General features: G+C 45.9%; 18 protein-coding genes and 2 pseudogenes. 15 read left to right on the top strand and 5 right to left on the bottom strand.

Annotation, left to right across the window (positions count from 1 at the left end; translation table 11 throughout):
• Positions 1 to 118: 118 nt before the first annotated feature.
• The 3 genes and pseudogenes from ilvA (at position 119) to queF (ending at position 3,419) form a co-directional block, all read left to right on the top strand.
• Positions 119 to 1,639 carry a threonine ammonia-lyase, biosynthetic gene (gene ilvA / locus DXE37_RS01095; RefSeq protein WP_114636290.1) on the top strand — a complete coding sequence of 507 codons (1,521 nt, stop codon included), beginning with the start codon at positions 119 to 121 and terminating at the stop codon, positions 1,637 to 1,639.
• Positions 1,640 to 1,654: 15 nt separating this feature from the next.
• Positions 1,655 to 2,563, top strand: a complete 909-nt coding sequence (locus DXE37_RS01090) for a 5'-nucleotidase (protein ID WP_114636289.1) — start codon at positions 1,655 to 1,657, stop codon at positions 2,561 to 2,563.
• 25 nt (positions 2,564 to 2,588) lie between these two features.
• Positions 2,589 to 3,419 (top strand): annotated as a pseudogene (queF, locus tag DXE37_RS01085) (NADPH-dependent 7-cyano-7-deazaguanine reductase QueF).
• 99 nt (positions 3,420 to 3,518) lie between these two features.
• Here the strand turns inward: queF and ssb are convergent.
• Positions 3,519 to 3,977, bottom strand: coding sequence for a single-stranded DNA-binding protein (gene ssb / locus DXE37_RS01080; protein ID WP_114636288.1), 459 nt, complete (start codon positions 3,975 to 3,977; stop codon positions 3,519 to 3,521).
• 81 nt (positions 3,978 to 4,058) lie between these two features.
• Positions 4,059 to 5,243, bottom strand: coding sequence for an MFS transporter (locus tag DXE37_RS01075; RefSeq protein WP_114636287.1), 1,185 nt, complete (start codon positions 5,241 to 5,243; stop codon positions 4,059 to 4,061).
• 37 nt (positions 5,244 to 5,280) lie between these two features.
• On the opposite strand from DXE37_RS01075, the gene uvrA reads away from it, so the two are divergent.
• The gene (gene uvrA / locus DXE37_RS01070; RefSeq protein WP_114636286.1) at positions 5,281 to 8,172 is read left to right on the top strand and encodes an excinuclease ABC subunit UvrA; all 2,892 of its coding nucleotides are present in this window, start codon (positions 5,281 to 5,283) and stop codon (positions 8,170 to 8,172) included.
• A gap of 47 nt (positions 8,173 to 8,219) precedes the next feature.
• Here the strand turns inward: uvrA and DXE37_RS01065 are convergent, their stop codons facing one another.
• Entirely contained in the window at positions 8,220 to 10,208 is a 1,989-nt protein-coding gene (locus tag DXE37_RS01065) for a monovalent cation:proton antiporter family protein (RefSeq protein ID WP_114636285.1), read from the bottom strand.
• 11 nt (positions 10,209 to 10,219) lie between these two features.
• Between DXE37_RS01065 and DXE37_RS01060 the strand changes: the two genes are divergently transcribed.
• The 9 genes and pseudogenes from DXE37_RS01060 to rapZ all read left to right on the top strand — a co-directional run bounded on the left by DXE37_RS01060 (position 10,220) and on the right by rapZ (position 16,683).
• The gene (locus DXE37_RS01060) at positions 10,220 to 11,212 is read left to right on the top strand and encodes a KpsF/GutQ family sugar-phosphate isomerase (protein WP_114636284.1); all 993 of its coding nucleotides are present in this window, start codon (positions 10,220 to 10,222) and stop codon (positions 11,210 to 11,212) included.
• A gap of 26 nt (positions 11,213 to 11,238) precedes the next feature.
• Entirely contained in the window at positions 11,239 to 11,811 is a 573-nt protein-coding gene (locus tag DXE37_RS01055) for a KdsC family phosphatase (RefSeq protein ID WP_114636283.1), read from the top strand.
• Between the two features lie 3 nt (positions 11,812 to 11,814).
• Complete coding sequence (gene lptC, locus DXE37_RS01050; RefSeq protein WP_114636282.1) at positions 11,815 to 12,456, top strand: LPS export ABC transporter periplasmic protein LptC; 642 nt, start codon at positions 11,815 to 11,817, stop codon at positions 12,454 to 12,456.
• A gap of 1 nt (position 12,457) precedes the next feature.
• Entirely contained in the window at positions 12,458 to 13,033 is a 576-nt protein-coding gene (locus tag DXE37_RS01045; protein WP_231970887.1) for an LptA/OstA family protein, read from the top strand.
• Positions 13,030 to 13,797: an LPS export ABC transporter ATP-binding protein gene (gene lptB, locus DXE37_RS01040; RefSeq protein WP_114636281.1), complete on the top strand. Its 768-nt coding sequence runs from the start codon at positions 13,030 to 13,032 to the stop codon at positions 13,795 to 13,797. Before DXE37_RS01045 ends, lptB begins: the two co-directional genes overlap by 4 nt.
• A gap of 189 nt (positions 13,798 to 13,986) precedes the next feature.
• Entirely contained in the window at positions 13,987 to 14,334 is a 348-nt protein-coding gene (hpf, locus tag DXE37_RS01035) for a ribosome hibernation-promoting factor, HPF/YfiA family (RefSeq protein ID WP_114637496.1), read from the top strand.
• 9 nt (positions 14,335 to 14,343) lie between these two features.
• On the top strand, positions 14,344 to 14,805 hold the full coding sequence (locus DXE37_RS01030; protein ID WP_114636280.1) for a PTS sugar transporter subunit IIA: 462 nt from the start codon (positions 14,344 to 14,346) through the stop codon (positions 14,803 to 14,805).
• Entirely contained in the window at positions 14,802 to 15,788 is a 987-nt protein-coding gene (gene hprK / locus DXE37_RS01025; RefSeq protein ID WP_114636279.1) for an HPr(Ser) kinase/phosphatase, read from the top strand. The genes DXE37_RS01030 and hprK overlap by 4 nt, the downstream gene beginning before the upstream one ends.
• Before the next feature lie 3 nt (positions 15,789 to 15,791).
• Positions 15,792 to 16,683, top strand: a pseudogene (gene rapZ, locus DXE37_RS01020) (RNase adapter RapZ).
• On the opposite strand, the gene mutY reads toward rapZ, so the two are convergent.
• Together mutY and mutM are read right to left on the bottom strand one after the other, a co-directional pair.
• Entirely contained in the window at positions 16,628 to 17,773 is a 1,146-nt protein-coding gene (gene mutY / locus DXE37_RS01015; RefSeq protein WP_114636278.1) for an A/G-specific adenine glycosylase, read from the bottom strand. The pseudogene rapZ and the gene mutY sit on opposite strands and share 56 nt — an antisense overlap.
• Positions 17,758 to 18,594, bottom strand: coding sequence for a bifunctional DNA-formamidopyrimidine glycosylase/DNA-(apurinic or apyrimidinic site) lyase (gene mutM, locus DXE37_RS01010; RefSeq protein WP_114636277.1), 837 nt, complete (start codon positions 18,592 to 18,594; stop codon positions 17,758 to 17,760). Before mutM ends, mutY begins: the two co-directional genes overlap by 16 nt.
• Before the next feature lie 35 nt (positions 18,595 to 18,629).
• On the opposite strand from mutM, the gene DXE37_RS01005 reads away from it, so the two are divergent.
• Both DXE37_RS01005 and ispE read left to right on the top strand, forming a co-directional pair.
• Complete coding sequence (locus DXE37_RS01005; protein WP_114636276.1) at positions 18,630 to 20,117, top strand: lipoprotein insertase outer membrane protein LolB; 1,488 nt, start codon at positions 18,630 to 18,632, stop codon at positions 20,115 to 20,117.
• Between the two features lie 10 nt (positions 20,118 to 20,127).
• On the top strand, positions 20,128 to 21,006 hold the full coding sequence (gene ispE, locus DXE37_RS01000; protein ID WP_114636275.1) for a 4-(cytidine 5'-diphospho)-2-C-methyl-D-erythritol kinase: 879 nt from the start codon (positions 20,128 to 20,130) through the stop codon (positions 21,004 to 21,006).
• The last annotated feature ends 3 nt before the right edge of the window (positions 21,007 to 21,009 follow it).

Genomic DNA, 21,009 nt, shown 5'->3' with positions numbered 1-21,009 from the left:
AATAAGCATTTTAATTGAGCAATCCTGATAGTGGCAGGATTCCGAGAAAGTTGCTCCAGAAATGGATAAACCCTTGCAAATCTAAGGGATTAGGAGTTATCCATGGTACGCTCATTGGATGGCAACGAACTTTTTAAAGAAAATTTTATCGGCTCGCGTCTATGACGTAGCCAGAGAAACCGAGCTACAGCTCGCCCCAGAACTCACAAAACGTTTGGGCAACCAGGTTCTCCTGAAAAGGGAAGACAACCAGCCTGTTTTCTCCTTCAAACTGCGTGGCGCCTATAACAAAATGGCCCATTTACCTCCAGAAGCCTTAAAACGCGGGGTTATTACGGCTTCAGCCGGCAATCATGCCCAGGGTGTAGCCCTTTCGGCAGCCAAAATAAAATGCAAAGCGGTCATCGTGATGCCGGTCACTACACCCAGCGTCAAAATTGATGCCGTGAAGGCCAGGGGCGGCTCTTGGGTGGAAATCATCCTCCACGGCGAATCCTATAGTGATGCTTTCAAGCATTCCGAAGCGTTGGGCAAAAAAAGGGGTTTAACTTTTGTTCACCCCTTTGATGATCCTGATGTGATTGCGGGGCAAGGAACTATTGCCCGTGAAATTTTTACTCAATACGAAAAACCGATTGATGCAATCTTTGTGGCAATTGGTGGCGGCGGCTTAATTGCTGGCATTGGTGAATACATCAAAGCGATTAGCCCAAAAACAAAAGTAATCGGTGTTCAAGCATCAGACTCTGATGCCATGAATCAATCTCTCAAGGCTAATAAGCGCATTGAGATGAAAGATGTTGGCCTGTTTTCAGACGGCACTGCAGTGAAATTAGTCGGCAAAGAAACATTTCGCATCTGCAAAAAAGTAGTAGATGAGATTGTGACTGTCGATACCGATGAGATCTGTGCAGCAATCAATGATGTGTTTACAGATACCCGTAGCATTCTTGAGCCTGCTGGCGCCTTAGCTATTGCCGGTCTGAAGAAGTATGTCGAGAAAAAGCGCATTAAGAAAAAAACCCTAGTGGCAGTGGCTTGCGGGGCAAATATGAATTTCAGCCGTCTCCGCTTTGTTGCTGAACGCGCTGATGTAGGTGAATATCGTGAAGCGGTATTTGCAGTGACCATTCCTGAAGAGCGTGGCTCATTTAAGCGTTTCTGTGAACTTCTTGGCAAACGTAATGTGACTGAATTTAACTACCGCATTGGCGATCAAAGCGAAGCACATATTTTTGTTGGCATTAGCACACAAAAAGCAGGTGATAGTGAGGCGATTGCAAAGCATTTTCGTAAAGCTAAATTTGCAACAATTGATCTTACTCACGATGAGCTGGCGAAGTCGCATTTACGCCATATGGTCGGCGGGCATTCTGCACTTGCTAAAGATGAATTACTCTACCGTTTTGAATTCCCTGAGCGTCCGGGTGCTTTGATGAAGTTCTTAACTAGCATGGCTCCTAACTGGAATATTAGTTTGTTCCATTACCGCAATCATGGCGCTGACTATGGGCGTATTTTGGTTGGTATTCAGGTTCCCAAAAATGAGCAGAAGAAATTCCAAAGCTTTTTGGCCGGGCTGGGCTACCCACACTGGGATGAGAGCAATAATCCCGCATATCGCCTGTTCCTTAAATAAGACGCAAACGATCAAATGTCATATACGCTCACTGGAAAACTTGTTGTTGCAATCTCTTCCAGAGCCCTATTTGATTTCGAGGAAGAAAACCGCATCTTCGAATCAACTGACGATAGTGCTTATATGAAATTACAGCTTGAGCGTCTTGGTACTGCAGCTCAAACTGGCGTAGCCTTCCCTTTGGTGAAGAAGCTTCTCGCTTTTAACGAGGAAGGTGAACAGCGAGTGGAGGTCGTTATTCTTTCGCGCAACGATCCTGTTAGCGGCTTGCGTGTCTTCCGTTCTGCAGAACATCATGGTTTACATTTAGAGCGAGGTGTATTTACCAGAGGCAGGCCGCCTTACCACTATCTTCGCTCACTGCACGCCAACCTTTTCTTATCTGCCAATGAAGATGATGTTAGGGCAACGATTGATGCAGGCTTCCCGGCTGCGCGCGTCTACCCTGAATCAAGCAAAACTGCTGAGTCTCACCCTAATGAAATTCGCATCGCATTTGACGGAGACGCAGTATTATTTTCTGATGAGGCTGAGCAAGTATTCCAGAAAAAAGGTCTTGAGGCTTTTGTAGATCATGAGAGCAAAAAGGTAGATATTCCTTTGCCACCTGGACCCTTTAAACCCTTGCTGGAAGCCTTGCACAGACTACAACGCTCTACTAGTGAAAACGGAATGCGTATACGCACCGCACTAGTGACAGCACGCTCTGCGCCTGCACACGAACGCGCAATTCGAACACTGATGGCATGGGGCATTGATGTAGATGAAGCAATGTTCTTAGGCGGACTATCGAAGAGTGAGTTCTTAAGAGAGTTCGAGCCTGATTTCTTCTTTGATGATCAAACAGGCCATTGTCAATCTACTGCGTCAGTCGCTCCAACAGGGCATGTTGTTTCTGGCGTCTCTAACAAGCCAAAGAAATAAAACCCAATAAAAAATAAAGTTATCCATGGGAACACTTTCGCTCGGACAATCCACTCAATACCCAGATCAGTACGATCCGAGTTTACTGTTTTCCTATACCAAGAATTGAGAATCGCAAGAAACTTGGCATTAACGAGGGCCAAACATTACCTTTTGTAGGCGTGGATATTTGGAACGCATTTGAGCTGAGCTGGCTCAATTTAAAAGGGAAGCCACAGATTGCATATTGGCGGAGTTTCAAATACCAGCCGACTCACCAAATATGATTGAGTCCAAGTCTTTTAAGCTGTATCTCAACAGCCTGAATAGCGCACGCTTTGAAGATGAAAATGAAGTGAAGGATCGACTGATCAAAGACCTATCATCGGTTGCTGGCAGCAAAATCACTACTCGCATCAACCCTACAGAAACTATCTCTAAAAAAGGTATGCAAGAGATGGGCGGCATTCTGATGGATCGCCTAGATATTGAGGTAGACCCAAACCTACCTGCTGACCCCAGCCTACTATAGGTCAACGAATCGTTTGGGCCGATTGAGCAATGTCTAGTCTCCCACCTCCTGAAATCCAATTGTCCTGTAACAGGTCAGCCAGATTGGGCTAGCGTACAAATTCGGTATCAAGGTAGGCCAATCCTTGAGGAAGGTTTATTGCGTTATCTGATTGGCTTTAGGCAATTGGGTGAGTTCCATGAACATTGTGTTGAAACCATCTTTACTGATATCAAACGTCAGTGCAAGCCAGAGAAACTATCTGTGTATGCGCATTATACCCGACGCGGCGGATTAGATATTAACCCCTTCCGTACAGATCACAATTCTCCGTGGCCAGACAATATTCGGCACGCACGACAATAAGCCTCTCAAGAAAATAGATAAAGAAAAACCCCTTATAGGAAAACCTAGAAGGGGTTTTGCAATTCAAGCATCAGCAATGAAATGATGCCTCACCATTACTTAAAACGGAATATCGTCATCCATTGCGCCAAGTGATGCGGCATTCGATGAGGCCGGAGCAGACTGCTCAGCCGGCTTTGAGCGACTATAGCTCTCGCCACCACCATCACCGCTTCCGCCTACTGGCTTGCCACCGAGCATCTGCATTGTTTCTGCAACGATCTCTGTGGAATACTTTTCTTGGCCACTAGCATCCGTCCATTTGCGAGTACGCAAGCGACCTTCAACATAAACTTGTGAGCCTTTTTTGAGGTGCTGACCAGCGATTTCCGCAAGCTTACCGAAGAACGCAACGCGATGCCATTCTGTGGTTTCTTTCATTTCGCCAGTTTGTTTGTCTTTGTAGCGATCTGAAGTTGCTACTGAAATATTTGTAACGGCGTCGCCGCTTGGCATGTAACGCGTCTCTGGATCACGTCCTACGTTACCTACGATGATGACCTTATTTACCGAAGCCATGTTGTCTCCCGAAGAAAAATACTGCTGTTATTACTACTAAAAAATAAACTACTCGCTTTAATTTAATCAATGAAGCTGCGGTTAAGTCTTTGTGGCTACATCCCTTGGTTCTGCTGCTCTCGTTGGCATTTCACCCATCGACCAGGCAGTTATAAGCCAGCAAATTAAGAGCGCCGCACCCATTGCAAAGACCGATAAATCACCATGGCTATCCATCAAATAACCGCCAATCACAGCTCCTGTAAAGAGGCCTATTGATTGTGTGGTGTTGTAAACACCTAGTGCTGTGCCCTTAGATTCTTTGGCAAAACGTGACACTAAAGAAGGTTGTAAAGCTTCGAGTAAATTAAAGCCTACAAAATAAACCAATAGCGCAATAGCAATTGAAGCAATAGATGTCGTGTTTGTAAAGAGAATTTCAGCGATCAACAGCAAAACAATTGCAAATAAGAAAATATTGCGAAGCTGTTGCTTTTTTTCACCATAAATCAAAATCGGCGCCATAAAGAAAAAAGAAAGAAGCACTACTGGAAGATAAATTTCCCAGTGCGAAGAAAGAGGTAATCCTGCCTGCACAAGCAAACGTGGTACCACTAAGAACATCGCTACTTGTGTTGCATGCAATACAAATACACCGAGATTTAAACGCATCAACTCCGGGCGAAAGAAAACTTCTTTTAAAGAGGCTTGCTGCACTCTTGCTTCTGGTTTGTTCATGGGCAATACATAGTAAGTAACAAACATTGCTATCACGCCCAATAACGCCAGAACAATAAAAATTCCGCTCAGGCTAATTGCTCGATAAATCGGTGCAGCGATTACTAATGACAGGGCAAAGGATAGAGCAATACTGCCACCAACCAATGCCATGGCACGGGTGCGAACTTGCTCACGCGTTAAATCAGCCACCCATGCCGAGATAGCAGCAGAAACTGCACCGGCGCCCATAATTCCGCGACCAATAGCGATCCAGAGCAAATCATCCTTGGCGGCACAAATCAGAGCACCGGCCACAAATAAGGACAAACACCACAAAACGACTGGTTTACGCCCAATACGATCCGATAGGCGACCGAGAGGGATATAAAAGCAGGCCTGAACAATATTGAAGATTCCGAGGGTCAAACCGACCCAAAGCGCGTGCTCACCACCTGGCAAGCCTCGAGCATGAATGCTAAAGATAGGTAGCAGCAGAAATAGGCCCAGCATACGGAGGCCAAATATGCCTGCTAAGGCCAGAGTAGAGCGAAGTTCAGAAGAATTCATGGGAAAGAGCTATATTAACAAGTTACGCTAAAAAATCATGAATAACGAAATTAAGATCCGTGGTGCCCGCACCCACAACCTCAAAAACATCAATCTAGACATTCCTAGAGAGAAACTAATTGTTCTTACTGGCTTATCAGGTTCCGGCAAAAGCTCGCTTGCTTTTGACACCCTTTATGCCGAAGGTCAACGTCGCTACGTTGAATCCCTGTCAGCTTATGCCCGACAGTTTCTGCAACTCCTGGAAAAACCTGACGTCGACACGATTGAGGGCCTCTCACCAGCGGTCTCAATCGAACAGAAGGCCACTAGTCATAACCCAAGATCAACAGTCGGTACCGTTACTGAAATTCATGACTACTTACGCTTGTTATTTGCGCGAGCAGGAACACCGCATTGTCCTGACCACGATTTACCACTAGAGGCGCAAAGCGTGTCTCAAATGGTCGATACCGTGTTGTCGATGCCAGAAGATACCAAGCTCATGATTTTGGCCCCCGTAGTCAGCGAGCGTAAGGGTGAGTTCGTGGATCTTTTTCAAGATCTGCAGGCTCAAGGCTTTGTTCGCTTTCGTGTGCGCTCTGGTGGCGGCACAGCCAACGTTGCTAAAGCAGAAATCTTTGAAGTAGGTCAACTACCAACTCTCAAGAAAAATGACAAACATTCCATTGAAGTGGTAGTTGACCGCATCAAAGTACGCCTTGACATTCAGCAGCGTCTTGCCGAATCCTTTGAGACAGCCTTACGCTTGGCGGATGGTAAGGCCATGATCGTTGATATGGATACCGGTAAAGAGATGATCTTCTCTAGCAAATTTGCCTGCCCAGTTTGCTCATACTCACTACAAGAACTAGAGCCACGTCTCTTTTCATTTAATAACCCAATGGGTGCCTGCCCTTCTTGTGACGGCCTAGGTCACCAGTCTTTCTTTGACCCAAAGCGTATCGTTGCCCACCCAGATTTATCACTCGCTTCTGGCGCTATTAAAGGCTGGGATCGTCGTAATCAGTTTTACTTCAAACTCCTTCAAACCCTTGCTAAGCACGGCGGCTTTGACGTAGAGAAGCCATTTGAAACACTGAACAAGAAACAACAAGATCTCATTCTCTTGGGCTCTGGTGATGTCACCATTCCTTTCGAGTGCATCAATGAGCGTGGCAAGAATAGCATTCGTGAACACGCGTTTGAAGGCATTGTTGCAAATTTCGAAAGACGCTATCGGGAAACAGACTCAGTAACTGTGCGAGAAGAATTATCTCGGTATCAAAATGTACAAACCTGCCCAGAATGTAATGGTAGCCGTTTGCGTAAAGAAGCACGATTTGTGAAAGTTGGTGAAAAGAAACAGTCTCGTGCAATTTACGAGATCAGCGCACTACCTCTTAAAGAAGCAAAAGAATATTTCGAATCTCTTGAACTTAAAGGCGCTAAGCGAGAAATCGCCGACAAGATTGTCAAAGAGATTAGTGCACGTCTGCGCTTCTTAAATGACGTTGGCCTAGACTACCTCTCACTCGAGCGTAGCGCGGATACTTTATCCGGTGGCGAAGCTCAACGTATTCGCTTGGCGAGCCAAATAGGATCAGGCTTAACTGGGGTGATGTATGTATTGGATGAACCATCTATTGGCCTGCATCAACGCGACAATGATCGTCTTATAGGGACCTTAAAACACTTACGTGATTTAGGCAATAGCGTTTTAGTCGTTGAACATGATGAAGACATGATTCGTGCCTCTGACTGGGTAATCGATATCGGTCCAGGCGCAGGCGTTCATGGTGGCGAGATCGTTGCTGAAGGTACACCAGCAGAAGTTGAAGCCAATCCGAAGTCCTTAACTGGTGCTTACCTCGCAGGTCGTGAAGCCATCGAGGTTCCAGAAAAACGTATTCCCGTTAACGATCGCTTCCTAGAAATCATTGGGGCCCGTGGTAATAATTTGCAATCAGTGCATGCAAAGATTCCCGTTGGATTGCTGACCTGTGTTACCGGAGTTTCTGGCTCTGGTAAATCCACCTTGATTAATGACACCCTCCATCACGCGGTTGCACAACACCTCTATGGATCGAATGCAGAGCCTGCAGCGCATGATGCAATGAAAGGTTTAGAGCATTTCGATAAAGTCATTAGCGTCGACCAATCCCCGATTGGCAGAACGCCTCGCTCCAACCCAGCCACCTACGCTGGGCTATTTACTCCGATCAGAGAACTCTTTGCCGGCGTGCCAGCATCACGTGAGCGTGGCTATGAAGCGGGTCGTTTTTCCTTTAATGTCAAAGGCGGTCGCTGTGATTCCTGTGAAGGCGATGGCGTTCTTAAAGTGGAAATGCACTTCCTACCTGATGTATGTGTTCCCTGTAACGTTTGCCATGGCAAACGTTACAACCGCGAAACTTTAGATATTCGCTACAAAGGCAAAAATATTCATGAAGTGCTCTCGATGACCATTGAGCAAGCTCATGAATTCTTCGAGGCAGTTCCTGTAGTGAAGCGCAAACTCAAAACACTATTAGATGTTGGTCTTGGTTATGTGAAGCTTGGCCAGAGCGCAACAACCCTCTCTGGTGGTGAGGCTCAACGCGTGAAGCTTTCTCTTGAGTTATCCAAGCGTGACACTGGTAGAACTTTGTACATCTTAGATGAGCCAACTACAGGACTACATTTTCATGACATTCAACTATTGCTAACTGTTATTCAAACACTCAAGAAACAAGGCAATACGATAGTTATCATCGAACATAATCTGGATGTCATTAAGACGGCCGACTGGATCATTGACCTTGGGCCTAAGGGTGGCGCAGGTGGGGGGCAGATTATTGCTACCGGCACCCCCGAAGAGGTTGCTCAAAATGAAGTGAGTTTTACTGGTCACTACCTAGCGCCTTTATTGACCCGTAAATCACCAACATCGAGCAAAAAGAAAAAGTAGTAGTAAGCAAAAAAGACACTCCTAGCATTCAGTATTTGCTAGGAGCATCAGTCTCGGAGTAATTTGGCTTCCGCTAAATCGGTGGCCTCTGAATTACCCGACACCACCAATATGTCATTAGCTTCTAGACATAAATCAGGGGTTGGCTCTAACTTTACATAGTCAGCGTTTCTACTCTTGCGACGCACTGCCTGAACACTAACGCCATCTGATTCAAGATCCAAATCACCCAATGTTTTTCCGACAGCACGTGACTGTGGCAAGAGTGTTATTGCATGCAAGCGCCAAGATTCATTTGAACCAAAGTCATCATCTGCAGATCCTCGGAAGTAGCCTCTCAACAAGCTATAACGCTCTTCCCGTACAGTAGTTATACGTCGCACTACTTTGTGCATAGGCACGCCCATAATCAACAAGACGTGTGAAGCAATCATTAGGCTACCTTCAATCAATTCAGGGACAACCTCAGTTGCACCAGCCGCTTGTAACTTAGCAATATCTGCATCATCCCTGGTGCGCACCAACACTGTCATGCCTGGACGTAGATGCTCAACCTGACGAAGCACTCGTAAACTTGCAGCGCTATCAGCGTAGGTAATCACTACAGCTTTTGCTCTAGAAAGCCCCGTAGCAACTAAATAGTTTTCCCGGCTGGCATCACCATAAACCACATTATCACCAGCAGCTGCAGCCTCTTTAACGCGATCAGGATCCAAATCTAATGCGATATAGGGGATCTTTTCTTGGTCTAGCATACGCGCCAAACTTTGACCTGACCGTCCAAACCCACAAATGACCACATGGTTTTCATTGCGCACACTCTTGGCGGCAACGCGAGTCAAAGCAAGTGATTGCAATAGCCATTCGTTACTAGAAAATCGCATTGCGATGCGATCGCTATATTCAATTAAAAATGGTGCGCAAAACATCGATATCAACATTGCCGCTAAGACTGCTTGACTTAAAGTAGGGTCAATTAAATCCAAACCATCAATTTGATTGAGCAACATAAATCCGAATTCACCTGCTTGAGCTAAGCACAAGCCTGTTCTGATTGAAATACCCGGACTTGAGCCAAAGGCTTTTGATAACAAAGCGATGAGTCCAAATTTAAAGATAAGAGGGCCAATCAGTAAAAGCAAAACTAGTAGCCACTGCTCTCGAATCACATTGAAATCTAACAACATGCCGATCGTAATAAAGAAGAGGCCGAGCAAGACATCTCGGAAAGGTTTGACATCTTCTTCAACCTGATGACGATAAGGTGTTTCTGAAATCAACATACCAGCTAAGAACGCGCCAAGCTCAAGCGACAAACCAAAATGCTCTGTTAACCCAGCCATACCCAGCACAATCAATAAGAGGTTCAACATGAACAACTCTTGTGAGCGTAGTTTTGCAACCAACCTAAACCAATGGCTCATTAAGCTTTGACCAATGAAGAAAATTAAAACCAAAGCTATAGTGATTTTGATAGACGCTGCAGTTAGAGCAACAAATAGGTCGGAAGGATTTTTCCCAAGAGACGGCAATAAAATCAAAAGAAAAACCACCGCCAAATCTTGAAATAACAAAATACCTACGACATTGCGCCCATGCTCGGTCTCTAACTCGGCACGATCTGAAATCAACTTCGTCACAATTGCCGTTGAAGACATCGCCAAGGCTCCACCCAAAGCAATGGCAGCATGCCATGAGATGGGGTAAATCCAATTCATTGATAAGCTAGCTGGAATAGCCAATAGCATTGTCAAAATGACTTGGCTGCCGCCTAGGTCAAAAACGATAGTCCGCATTGCCCGCAATTTATGCAAGTTAAATTCCAGACCAATCGAGAACATCAAGAAAACCACCCCAAATTCGGCTAAATACTTGACTGTGGCCGAGTCATTTGCCAGACCAAAGGCATGGGGACCAATAAGCACCCCAATGGCCAAATAGCCCAAAATAGGAGGCAAGCCAAAATAGCGGAAAATAACCACTCCGGCCACACCCGAGGCCAGAAGAATGAGGGTTAATTGAAGGACTGACGGCATATACTTACTCGATGATAACTAAGACTCGTGAACGTACCCTAAAGCTTGCGCGCGATACCCTCACAATTGAGGCTGCTGCACTGCAAACCATGCGTGATCGCCTAGAGGGCTTTAACGCAGATGCCTTTGTCCTGGCGGTTGAGCTCTTACACGGCTGCAAAGGCAGAATCGTAGTTTCTGGTATTGGAAAATCTGGCCATATTGCACGGAAAATAGCGGCCACCTTCGCCTCCACTGGCTCTCCAGCCTTTTTTGTACACCCTGCTGAAGCCAGCCATGGTGATTTAGGCATGGTAACTAGAGATGATGTTTTTGTAGCCCTCTCCAACTCTGGAGAGACTGATGAACTCCTCACTATTGTTCCCATAGTCAAACGCACCGGAGCAAAATTGATTGCCTTGACTGGCGCACCTAGCTCCTCACTTGCCAAGCTAGCAGATGCCCACCTAGATACCAGCGTTGAAAAAGAAGCTTGCCCACTCAATCTTGCGCCCACCACTAGCACTACTGCTGCACTAGCGATGGGAGATGCGCTGGCGATTTCCTTGCTCGATGCCAGAGGATTTGAAGCCGAAGACTTTATTCGCTCCCACCCTGGTGGTAGATTGGGTCGCAAACAACTCATGCACGTGAGCGAAGTGATGCGTGGCCTTGCAGACACACCTCAGATATCAATAGATGCATCGTTGCAAGAAGCATTGTTAGAGATGACTTCGAAATGTATGGGCATGGTGGTGATCTTAGATGCTCACAAAAAGGTATTTGGGATTTTGACTGATGGCGACTTGCGTCGCCTTCTAGAAAAAACTACCAATCTTGATGGCATCAAACTTCGGAGCGCTACTACTGCGAACCCCCGCACCATTCCTCCAGAACTCTTAGCCGAGGAAGCCATTGAGATGATGGAAAAACATCGCATCAATCATCTAGTGGTTACTGATAATGATGGTCATTTATTGGGTGCCCTAAATCTACATGATTTATTTGCCGCCAAAGTCATTTAATTTCATTCGGAACGAGCAACCCCATCATGCCTAGCGCTTTTAATCCTCACAATACCAACCCACTCCCTCAGTATCCACAAGCCTGGGAACGCGCCAGTAAAGTAAGACTCTTGGTTTTAGATGTAGATGGCGTATTAACAAATGGACAAGTCTGGATTGACGCTGATGGCAAAGAGTCTTTGAAGGCTTTTGATATTCAGGATGGCTTAGGTATCAAATTATTGGAGCAATGTGGAATTTCTACTGCAATTATTACCGGCAGGAATTCCAAAATGGCTCTAGCGCGCTGTAAAGAATTAGGAATTAAACATATTCACATGGGAGTAGAGAACAAAGCAGTCGCGCTGACAGAAGTCATTAAATCTCTCGGCCTTACCTATGCAGATTGCGCAGTCATGGGTGATGATTGGCCAGATTTGCAGATGATGAAACAAGCCGGTTTCAAAATATGCCCTTCGCAGGGACATGAGGCCATTAAAGAATTTGCGCATTTAGTTACCACGCATGCAGGTGGCAATAGCGCCGTCCGTGAAGTATGTGACTTGATTCTAAAGGCGCAGAATCGCTATGACGAATTACTCAATAAAGCTCTTAGCTAAGTAATGCAAGTAAACCCTCAGCAACTCAAGCTCAGCATTGGGCGCACGCTTTTGCGTTTAATGCCGCTGATTCTGATGGGAGTGCTCACCTTAGCCACTTTTTGGTTGGTACAAAAAAATACTCCGCCGGAAAAACCCACTATAGAGCGGATACGTCTTCATGAACCTGATTACACCATTAAAGATGGGGTACTTTCAGCTCTCAATGAATTGGGTGCTACCAAATATCGGATCCTAGGCGCTAAGGTGACCCACTACGATGCCGATGCTTCTATTGATATCCTAGCGCCCCGTATGCGATTGTTTCAAGCAGATAAGGCTCCAGTCACCGTTAGATCAGATACAGGACATCTCGATGGCGATCTCACCATTTTGGATTTATTCGATAACGCAACTATTTTTCGTCCTGCCCAAGACGCTACCCCAACCCAAGCAGCCACTCTTAGAATGTTAGCCAGCTCAAACTACTTTAAGGTTTTAATTAACGATGACATTATTGAAACCAATAGACCAGTAACCCTACAACAAGGAATGTCGATCATGAGTTCAACTGAAGGTGGGGTATTTAACAATGTGGAACAAAGCATGGTTCTCACTGGTAAGGTGAAAGGACGTATCGAGCGCGCCCCACGGAGCACTCAATAAAATGGTTCTGATGAATTACCTAACCACTCCTAATACTTTGCTTTGCTGCTTGGTCATCTTGGGACTATGGCTTGCTAACCCCAGCCGTGCTGAAAAAGCAGATCAAGATAAGCCCGTCATCTTAGAGGCTGAGAAAGTTTCAGCGAACGATGTTAAGCAGGTCTATGACCTTAATGGGCAAGCTCTTCTCATCAAGGGAAGTATTGTTGTTACCGGAGAAGATGGGCACATTACGGTGGATCCACAGGGTTATGAGTTTATTGATGTCGTGGGCAGACCCGAAGAGGTAGCCAGCTTTAGGCAACGTCGCGAAGGACTGGCGGACGAATTCATGCAAGGACGGGGCGCTCAAGTGACCTATGATGCCAAGAGCGAGTTTCTGACCCTCACCGGTGACGCTAGTTTGAAGCGCTTGCTGAATATGCAAATGCTTGATCAATTAAAGGGCTGGAAAATTGAGTACGATGATGTAAAGCAGTACTATCGCGTCATTCCTCCTCAAGACGCAAAACCAGAAGATCTACCTTTAGCGAGAGCTATTCTTTCACCAAGACGAAAAGCAACTTTAGAGAAATGACAGCGGACACCACTCAAGCCAATAGCTTCCCCACGCTAAGCGCTCATAACCTACAGAAGCGTTATGGCTCAAGAACTATTGTCCGAGATGTCTCTGTACAAGTGAAATGCGGAGAAGTTGTGGGTCTACTTGGTCCAAATGGTGCCGGCAAAACCACCTCTTTCTACATGATTGTTGGACTAGTACCACTCGATGGTGGACACATTATTCTAGATGGCGCAGATATCACGCATCTTCCTATTCATGAGAGAGCTCGAATGGGCCTCTCTTATCTGCCGCAAGAAGCGTCTGTATTTCGAAAGTTAAATGTAGCGAAGAATATCCAAGCCGTTCTTGAACTTCAAGTTCAGGGAGGTAAGCCCCTGAGCAAGGCCGAGATTAACCATCGCTTAGATGAACTTTTAGGTGAACTCCAAATTAGTCATTTGCGAAATAATCCAGCCCTCTCTTTATCGGGTGGAGAGCGTAGACGAGTTGAAATTGCCAGAGCACTGGCCTCTCAACCAAAATTTATCTTGCTAGATGAACCCTTTGCCGGCGTTGACCCTATTGCTGTTGGAGAAATTCAGCGAATTGTGCGTTTTTTACGCGATCGCCAAATTGGGGTATTAATTACCGACCATAATGTCCGCGAGACACTAGGCATCTGTGATCATGCCTACATCATCAACGAAGGTAGCGTTCTTGCTGAAGGCAAACCAGACCAAATTATTCAGAACGATGCCGTCCGCAGAGTCTATCTAGGTGAAAACTTCCGGATGTAAATCGGGAAGAATCTCCGCTTTTTATGCAATAAAAATTAGCCACCCCCTTGGTTTTCAGCAAATTCGCTGATACGCTGGAGGCTCATGGTTTATTTTCCAAAAAAACAGTTAAAAGATTTCAGGGGCCTACTGCGCACCCCGGGTATCAGTATGCGCATGCATCTATCGTGTTTATCAAAGGAGTTGCTCATGAATTTGAAAATTAATAGCCGCCATGTTGAAGTTACACCCGCTATGCGTTCTCACCTTGAGGCGGGGCTAGCTAAAATTCGTAAGCACTTCGATCACGTCATTGATGCTTCTGCCTTCCTGGTCGTAGATAAAGCCAAAGAGAAGGACTTACGTCAAAGTGCTGAAATCACCATTCACCTGAAAGGCAAGGATCTGTTCGCTGAAGCACACAACGCTGACCTATATCACGCTATGGATGCAGTAGTGGATAAGCTCGAGCGCCAGGTTGTTAAACATAAAGAAAAGATTCAAGATCATCACCACGAAAAGCATTTTGAGTGCTCTTCTGCGTCAGGACACCTATAATCAATTCACATGAATGCCCTGACTAATCTTTTTGCTCCCGACTGCATTGCATTGGATGTCCCTGCGAAAAGCAGAGCCGATGCATTTGCAGCTGCGGGGGACCTGTTTGCCAAGCAAACAGGTATTGACGCTAACTCTGTAGTCGGGTTTCTCAATGCTCGCGAAGAGTTAGGCTCTACCGCTCTCGGCGCTGGCGTAGCCATACCTCATGGTCGAGTCAAAGGTTTAAAACAGCCAAGCGCGGCCTTTATAAGACTCCAGGAGTCAATTGAGTTTGCTGCACCTGATGGCGAGGCGGTATCTGTATTAATTTTCTTATTGGTGCCCGAAAAGGCTACACAACAGCATTTAGAGATCCTATCTTCAATTGCTCAGCTGCTTTCAGATCCGACTGCCCGAGATACTCTATCTTCCGCAAAAGATCCCTCGATTGTTTGTGAACTATTACAACGCTGGGGCACAACAAAATGACACAGCCCTTACTCCTAGATGGAGTAACTGCGCAGCAGATTTTTGATGACAATGTTTCAGATTTAAAGCTTTCCTGGATTGGTGGTCTTGAAGGTGCTGATCGCACTTTTCCACCAGAAGCCGTAAAAGCGGCTGCGGCCAGCTCAGATCTAGTTGGCCACTTAAATCTCATTCATCCAAGTCGTATTCAGATTTTTGGCGAGCAAGAAGTAGACTATCACGCCGTCCTGGAGCCAAAACAAAAACAAGAACAAATTGCCAGCCTGATCTCCAAGACGCCTCCTTGCGTGATTGTGGCAGATGGTAAAGCAGCAGATCCAGACTTACAGTTGTTTTGCCAGCGCTCATCTACACCACTATTCACCACCGCGATCTCTGCCGCAGAAGTCATTGATCATCTGCGCACTTACCTTACCAAAATTGGCGCCCCACAAATTACGATGCACGGTGTCTTTATGGACATTCTGGGCTTGGGTGTGTTGCTAACTGGTGAGTCCGGCTTAGGCAAAAGTGAATTGGGTCTTGAGCTGATTTCTCGGGGACACGGCTTAGTTGCGGACGATGCGGTGGACTTCTCCCGTCTAGGTCCAGACTATATCGAAGGTCGCTGCCCTGTCATCTTGCGTAACCTCCTAGAGGTCCGTGGCTTAGGTCTGCTAGATATTCGTACCATTTTTGGCGAGACAGCCGTACGTCGTAAATTAAAGCTACGACTCATCGTGCAACTTGTTCGCAGAACCGATGGCGAATTTGAACGACTGCCTCTCGAAGCGCAGCACATTGATGTTTTAGGGATTCCGATTCGTACGGTCAAGATTCAAGTTGCCGCAGGGCGTAACTTAGCAGTTCTGGTTGAGGCAGCTGTACGAAATACCATTTTGCAATTGCGCGGTATCGATACCTTAAAAGAATTTATTGAACGTCAACGCCAGCAGATGAATGTTGAAGCCGAAACCACTAAGTCACAAGGTCGCTTACTTTAAGTCATGCAAATTAATCTGATTACCGGAATCTCAGGCTCAGGTAAATCAGTAGCTCTGAGAGCTTTTGAGGATGCAGGTTACGACCGCGTCGACAATCTTCCGATTTCTCTTCTAGAAAACCTCATCTCCACTCTTCAAAATGAGCAATGCGATCAAGTAGCTGTCGCTATTGATGCACGTCGCGGGCAATCCATAAAAAACCTACCATCCATACTTGAAAATTTGCGTCAACATCATCAAGTAAGGGTTGTTTTCTTAAACGCAGATACCAATACTTTAGTACAACGTTTTTCTGAGACCCGTCGTCGCCATCCCTTATCCAGCGGTTCCAAACAATCTCAATCGGCAACTCTGATTGAGGCTATTGATAGGGAGCGCAGCCTATTAGAGCCCTTGCGCGCTCAAGCGCACAGCATTGATACCAGCAACATTCCTGCGCATGCTCTGCGCTCTTGGATACAAGATCTACTCAAAGACAAGCCCATTGGGCCTTACAGTAGTCTTCGAATCGTTTGGCTTCAAGAAAGGCGTGCCCAGTGAAGCCGACTTAGTGTTTGATGTGCGCTGCCTACCAACTCCCCACTACGACAACGAGTTAAGACCTCTCACTGGTAACGACAAACTCGTCAAAGAGTTCTTAGAAAAAATTCCAGAAGCAGTAAACATAGAAGCAGATATCACACAGTTTATTCATCGCTGGCTACCTCATTACATTGCTGATGGTCGTAGTTATTTAACAGTTGCCATTGAATGTGCCGGAGGTCAGCACCGCTCCGTCTATTTAGTAAACCGACTCAGTGAATACTTTCGCAACCAAAAAGATTACGAGAGCCTTCAGCTCAACTTTTTAGATCGCCACCGCGAACTAGATTCAATCCCTGCAGTAAAACCTTGATCGGCTGGGGCAGGCCATAGCGCCCAAGCTGACCTAAGGGCACCCATTTCAAATCCATATTTGCAAATGCTATTTCTTGTTCAGCAGCTCCTTGCCAAATATGCATCCATAAACGTCGATGCGTAAAGACATGCTTTATTTCTGCTGTTTTCTTTATCCCCTTAGAAACCTTTTTCAGCAAAACCAAGCCTTCTTCAGGTAGCGCTCCTGCCAATAATTCCACAGGCTTTAAATCAGCGTTCTTAACGCCTGGTTCTCTGGGTGTCCATGGCGATTCCGGTAAAGACCAAAGACCACTCCAAATAGCTTTGTCAGGACGTTTTTGTAGCAGAATGGAATTACCAGATCGAATGAGCAACATATTGCAATCAAATTCCGGTGATTTAGTCTTGATTGTTTTTTGTGGAAATAAGAGTGCTTGTCCGCTTAAATTAGCCTGACAGGCTTTTGTGAAAGGACACTTTCTCTCAGAGCTTAAGCAAACTGGTTTGCGTGATGTGCACCAGGTTGCCCCAAAGTCCATCAAGGCTTGTGTGTATACCGGCATATCAACGGGTTTGGATGGCAATAATTTGGTTGTTAACTCCCAAAGCCGATCATTCACCGCCTTATCTTGCATGGCGCCTTCGATTGCAAATAGTCGAGCCAAAATACGCTTCACATTTGCATCTAAAATGGGGGCGCGCTCATGAAAAGCAAAAGCAGCAATTGCTCCAGCGGTAGATCGCCCAATACCCTTTAGCTGCTCAAGTAAGACAGGGTCACTGGGAAATTTTCCAGCAAACTCTGTCATGATCTGCTTGGCACAGGCGTGAAGATTTCGGGCGCGAGAGTAATACCCCAAGCCAGCCCATTCCGCCAATACCTCATCGACTTGTGCAGCGGCTAATTTTTTAACCGTTGGAAATCGCTTCATGAAACGTGGGTAACGCTCAAGCACTGTAGCCACCTGGGTTTGTTGCAACATGATTTCTGATACCCACACTGCATAAGGATCCCGATTGCCTTGCCAAGGTAAGCCTGGGCGCCCACTGACCGCATACCAAGCAATCAACTTAGACGCAAATGTTTTGATCAACGTTTCTGACATTGCGGACAAAAGTAAGTTGATCGCTGGCCTTGTACTATTTGGCTAATAGGCGTTCCACACACCTTGCATAGCAACCCTTTACGGTCATAAACTTTGGTTTGGACCATAAAGTGACCGGGATCACCGTCGCTATTCACAAAATCTTTTAAGGAGCTACCGCCGGCGTCAATTGCTTTTTTTAGTATCGATCTGACAGCCTTTGCAAGACGAGAACATTGTGGTCGAGTCAGCTTGCCCGAGGCTTTTGCTGGATGTATGTCTGCCTCAAATAGACTTTCTGAACAATAAATGTTACCTACCCCAACAACAGCTTGCCCCGCCAACAGGAACTGTTTGACAGCAACACTTCGCTTACGAGAAGTTTGATACAAAACATCTGCGCCTAATTCATCAGCAAATTCTGGAGAAAACGGTTCCACTCCAAGTTTTTGTAAAAGAACAAATTTTTCAATTGGTCCCTTTGATTTGGGATGCCATAGAACAGCGCCAAATTTTCGTGGATCATGCAAACGCAAACTGAGCTTGGCGAACTCAAAAGTAACTCGGTCGTGAGTCTTTAGGGGGTCTGAGCGGGGTAGCACACGCAACGTTCCAGTCATCCCTAAATGAATTATTAAATAACCAGTATCCATCTCCAGCAAAAGATACTTACCGCGCCTTTCAATGGCATGAACCTTTTGCCCAGACAAGATTTTTGAAAGGCTGGCTGGCACAGGCCAGCGCAAGCGCCCATCAATTATTTTGACGGCACTCACTTTCCGCCCCTCAAGGTGGGGCGCTATACCCAGTCGGGTGACCTCTACTTCTGGAAGTTCTGGCATAAATGGATTGTAGATTCGCGGATTAGAATGTGCTTATGAGTAAGTTCACACCAAAACCTCTCTTGAGGGCTTTATTCCTGGGAACCTTAGCTGCTAGTGTCTTTTCACTAGCTCATGCCCAAACGGCGCCCAACGGAATTCAAACGGGTGAAGCTATTTTCGAGGTCCTTGCCTCAGCAATTGCCCTGCAACGAGGTGAGGCTGGGTTGGCTTACAACACCTACCTAGAGATGGCGCGTCAGTACAAAGATCCAAGATTGGCTCAAAGAGCTATGGAAATAGCCATTACGGGTGGATCACCCGACTTAGCATTAGAGGCTGCTAAAACCTGGGATGAGCTATCTCCAGCTTTAGATACAAAACCCAAGGCAGTCTACATAACGCTTTTAATCTTAAGCAATCGCTGGTCGGACGCAGTCAAGCCAGCAACATCGTTATTCCGGCAACAAACTCCTGCCCAACAAGAAAATACTCTTTTACAGTTGCAAGCATTGCTGGCTAAAGCAAAAAATGAGTCTGACGCATTGCGCGCTTTTTATGAAATCGCTTCAACCGTCAAGACCTCTCTCCAGAATCCCAGCTTGCTTTACACCTATGCCATGTCTGCAGAAAAAATGGGGAATATTAACGTCATGGAAAAAACATTGCGAGATATTTTGCGCAAGAATCCAAACGATGTGAATTCTTTAAATGCACTTGGCTACTCTTTGGCTGATCGCAATGTAAAGCTGCCCGAAGCATATGCATTGATAACCAAAGCACATCAACTTTCTCCAAAGGATGCTTTTATTTTGGATAGTTTGGGTTGGGTAAATTTTCGACTTAGCAAAAACTCTCTTGCTTTGGAGCAACTTCAACAAGCATTTGCCATGAAACCGGAAGCAGATATTGCGGCTCATACTGGTGAAGTATTGTGGGTCATGAACCGCCAAAAAGAAGCAGAAGGCATATGGCGTCAAGGACAAAAATTAGATGCCAATAATCCAACGTTAAAGGAAACACTTAAACGCCTAAAGCCCGATTGGGCACGAGATGATCTGACCTCGAAAGGTTCTTGGGATGGACGCTTTGCAGTCAAAGTTACCGGCTTAACAGAGTCTCAGAACCAAGGGGGCTCAGGAGGCTTTTCCCTCACTCAGGATGCATTACAAGATGTGCTTGAGATTCGCAATCCGATGGGTGGCTCGATTGCAAAAATTACCATTACCCCAGGGGAAGCTACTCTTGAGCGGGATGGAAAAATCGTTACAGCAATCGATGCGGACACCTTAGTACAAAATAGCTTAGGCCTACCGCTTCCTGCGCGCGGTCTATCTAATTGGCTGAGAGGTGAAGTACGCCCCGGAAGTGAAGCAAGTGTTGACAGAAACCCCAAAGGTCAAGCAAGCAAAATTAGTCAAGATGGCTGGGATTTAATTTACACATGGAGCGACACTAATCGCCTTGAGAAACTCACAATGATACGAAGCTCCAATATTGGCTCTATCGATATTCGTCTCGTATTTGATCGCCCCAATGAGTAACTAATATCTAATGGCGAATACTCATTCTTTAACACTTCGCTCGCCAGCAAAGCTCAATCTTTTTCTACACATAGTCGGTCGCAGATCTGATGGTTACCATCTCCTGCAATCTGTTTTTCAACTCATTGACTGGTGCGATACGCTGCACTTAAAAAAAATTCCTGGGGACACTGTAAGACGAATGAACCCTATCCCAGGGGTACCGCCCGAACAAGATCTAGTTGTTCGCGCTGCCAAGCTGCTTAAAGACTTTTGTAACCTTGAGGCTGGAGTAGAGATTGATCTCCAAAAAGAAATTCCGATGGGAGCGGGTATGGGTGGTGGCTCCTCAGATGCCGCAACGACATTAATCGGCTTGAATACTCTTTGGAATCTCGATCTCAGCAAGGAAACGCTTTGCACGCTCGGATTACAACTTGGGGCAGATGTTCCTTTCTTCATTTTTGGCAAAAATGCATTTGTTGAAGGAATTGGCGAAAAAGTCCAAGAAATTTCTCTTGAAACCCCTAATTTCTTGGTGATATTTTCCAACAAGGGAATCCCAACCGCTAGCATTTTTCAAGACTCGGAATTGACCCGAGATCATGCTCAGATTACAATTAACAGCTTTCTTGCATCGCCATTGTCATTTCAATCAAATGATTGCCAGGCTGTAGCGATGCGGATTTGCCCAGAAGTGAAGCAAGCTTTGGATTGGATTGCCCAGGAATTACCGGGCTCACAGCCCCGTATGTCTGGTTCTGGAAGTAGCGTTTTTGCAGTCTTGGACCCCAAGATTGAGTCCGCAAAACTAGAGAATCTTCTACAAAATCTTCCCGAAGGGTGGGTAGGTCGAGTTGTTCGGGGGCTAAATAAAAATCCCGCTTACAATTTGATTTCTTCAGATTAAGCT

This window comes from Polynucleobacter necessarius (genome assembly GCF_900095205.1).
GTDB classification, from domain to species: Bacteria; Pseudomonadota; Gammaproteobacteria; order Burkholderiales; family Burkholderiaceae; genus Polynucleobacter; species Polynucleobacter necessarius_E.
This window is presented reverse-complemented; position numbering and strand designations above follow the sequence as displayed.

Excerpts from the sequence above, each read along its gene's own strand:
- mutY (WP_114636278.1), bottom strand. The coding sequence starts at position 17,773 with ATGTCAGAAACGTTGATCAAAACATTTGCGTCTAAGTTGATTGCTTGG.
- DXE37_RS01005 (WP_114636276.1), top strand. The coding sequence starts at position 18,630 with ATGAGTAAGTTCACACCAAAACCTCTCTTGAGGGCTTTATTCCTGGGA.
- DXE37_RS01045 (WP_231970887.1), top strand. The coding sequence starts at position 12,458 with ATGGTTCTGATGAATTACCTAACCACTCCTAATACTTTGCTTTGCTGC.
- DXE37_RS01060 (WP_114636284.1), top strand. The coding sequence starts at position 10,220 with ATGATAACTAAGACTCGTGAACGTACCCTAAAGCTTGCGCGCGATACC.
- hprK (WP_114636279.1), top strand. The coding sequence starts at position 14,802 with ATGACACAGCCCTTACTCCTAGATGGAGTAACTGCGCAGCAGATTTTT.
- DXE37_RS01030 (WP_114636280.1), top strand. The coding sequence starts at position 14,344 with ATGAATGCCCTGACTAATCTTTTTGCTCCCGACTGCATTGCATTGGAT.
- lptB (WP_114636281.1), top strand. The coding sequence starts at position 13,030 with ATGACAGCGGACACCACTCAAGCCAATAGCTTCCCCACGCTAAGCGCT.
- DXE37_RS01065 (WP_114636285.1), bottom strand. The coding sequence starts at position 10,208 with ATGCCGTCAGTCCTTCAATTAACCCTCATTCTTCTGGCCTCGGGTGTG.
- hpf (WP_114637496.1), top strand. The coding sequence starts at position 13,987 with ATGAATTTGAAAATTAATAGCCGCCATGTTGAAGTTACACCCGCTATG.
- ilvA (WP_114636290.1), top strand. The coding sequence starts at position 119 with ATGGCAACGAACTTTTTAAAGAAAATTTTATCGGCTCGCGTCTATGAC.
- DXE37_RS01055 (WP_114636283.1), top strand. The coding sequence starts at position 11,239 with ATGCCTAGCGCTTTTAATCCTCACAATACCAACCCACTCCCTCAGTAT.
- ssb (WP_114636288.1), bottom strand. The coding sequence starts at position 3,977 with ATGGCTTCGGTAAATAAGGTCATCATCGTAGGTAACGTAGGACGTGAT.
- DXE37_RS01090 (WP_114636289.1), top strand. The coding sequence starts at position 1,655 with ATGTCATATACGCTCACTGGAAAACTTGTTGTTGCAATCTCTTCCAGA.
- uvrA (WP_114636286.1), top strand. The coding sequence starts at position 5,281 with ATGAATAACGAAATTAAGATCCGTGGTGCCCGCACCCACAACCTCAAA.
- DXE37_RS01075 (WP_114636287.1), bottom strand. The coding sequence starts at position 5,243 with ATGAATTCTTCTGAACTTCGCTCTACTCTGGCCTTAGCAGGCATATTT.
- mutM (WP_114636277.1), bottom strand. The coding sequence starts at position 18,594 with ATGCCAGAACTTCCAGAAGTAGAGGTCACCCGACTGGGTATAGCGCCC.
- lptC (WP_114636282.1), top strand. The coding sequence starts at position 11,815 with ATGCAAGTAAACCCTCAGCAACTCAAGCTCAGCATTGGGCGCACGCTT.
- ispE (WP_114636275.1), top strand. The coding sequence starts at position 20,128 with ATGGCGAATACTCATTCTTTAACACTTCGCTCGCCAGCAAAGCTCAAT.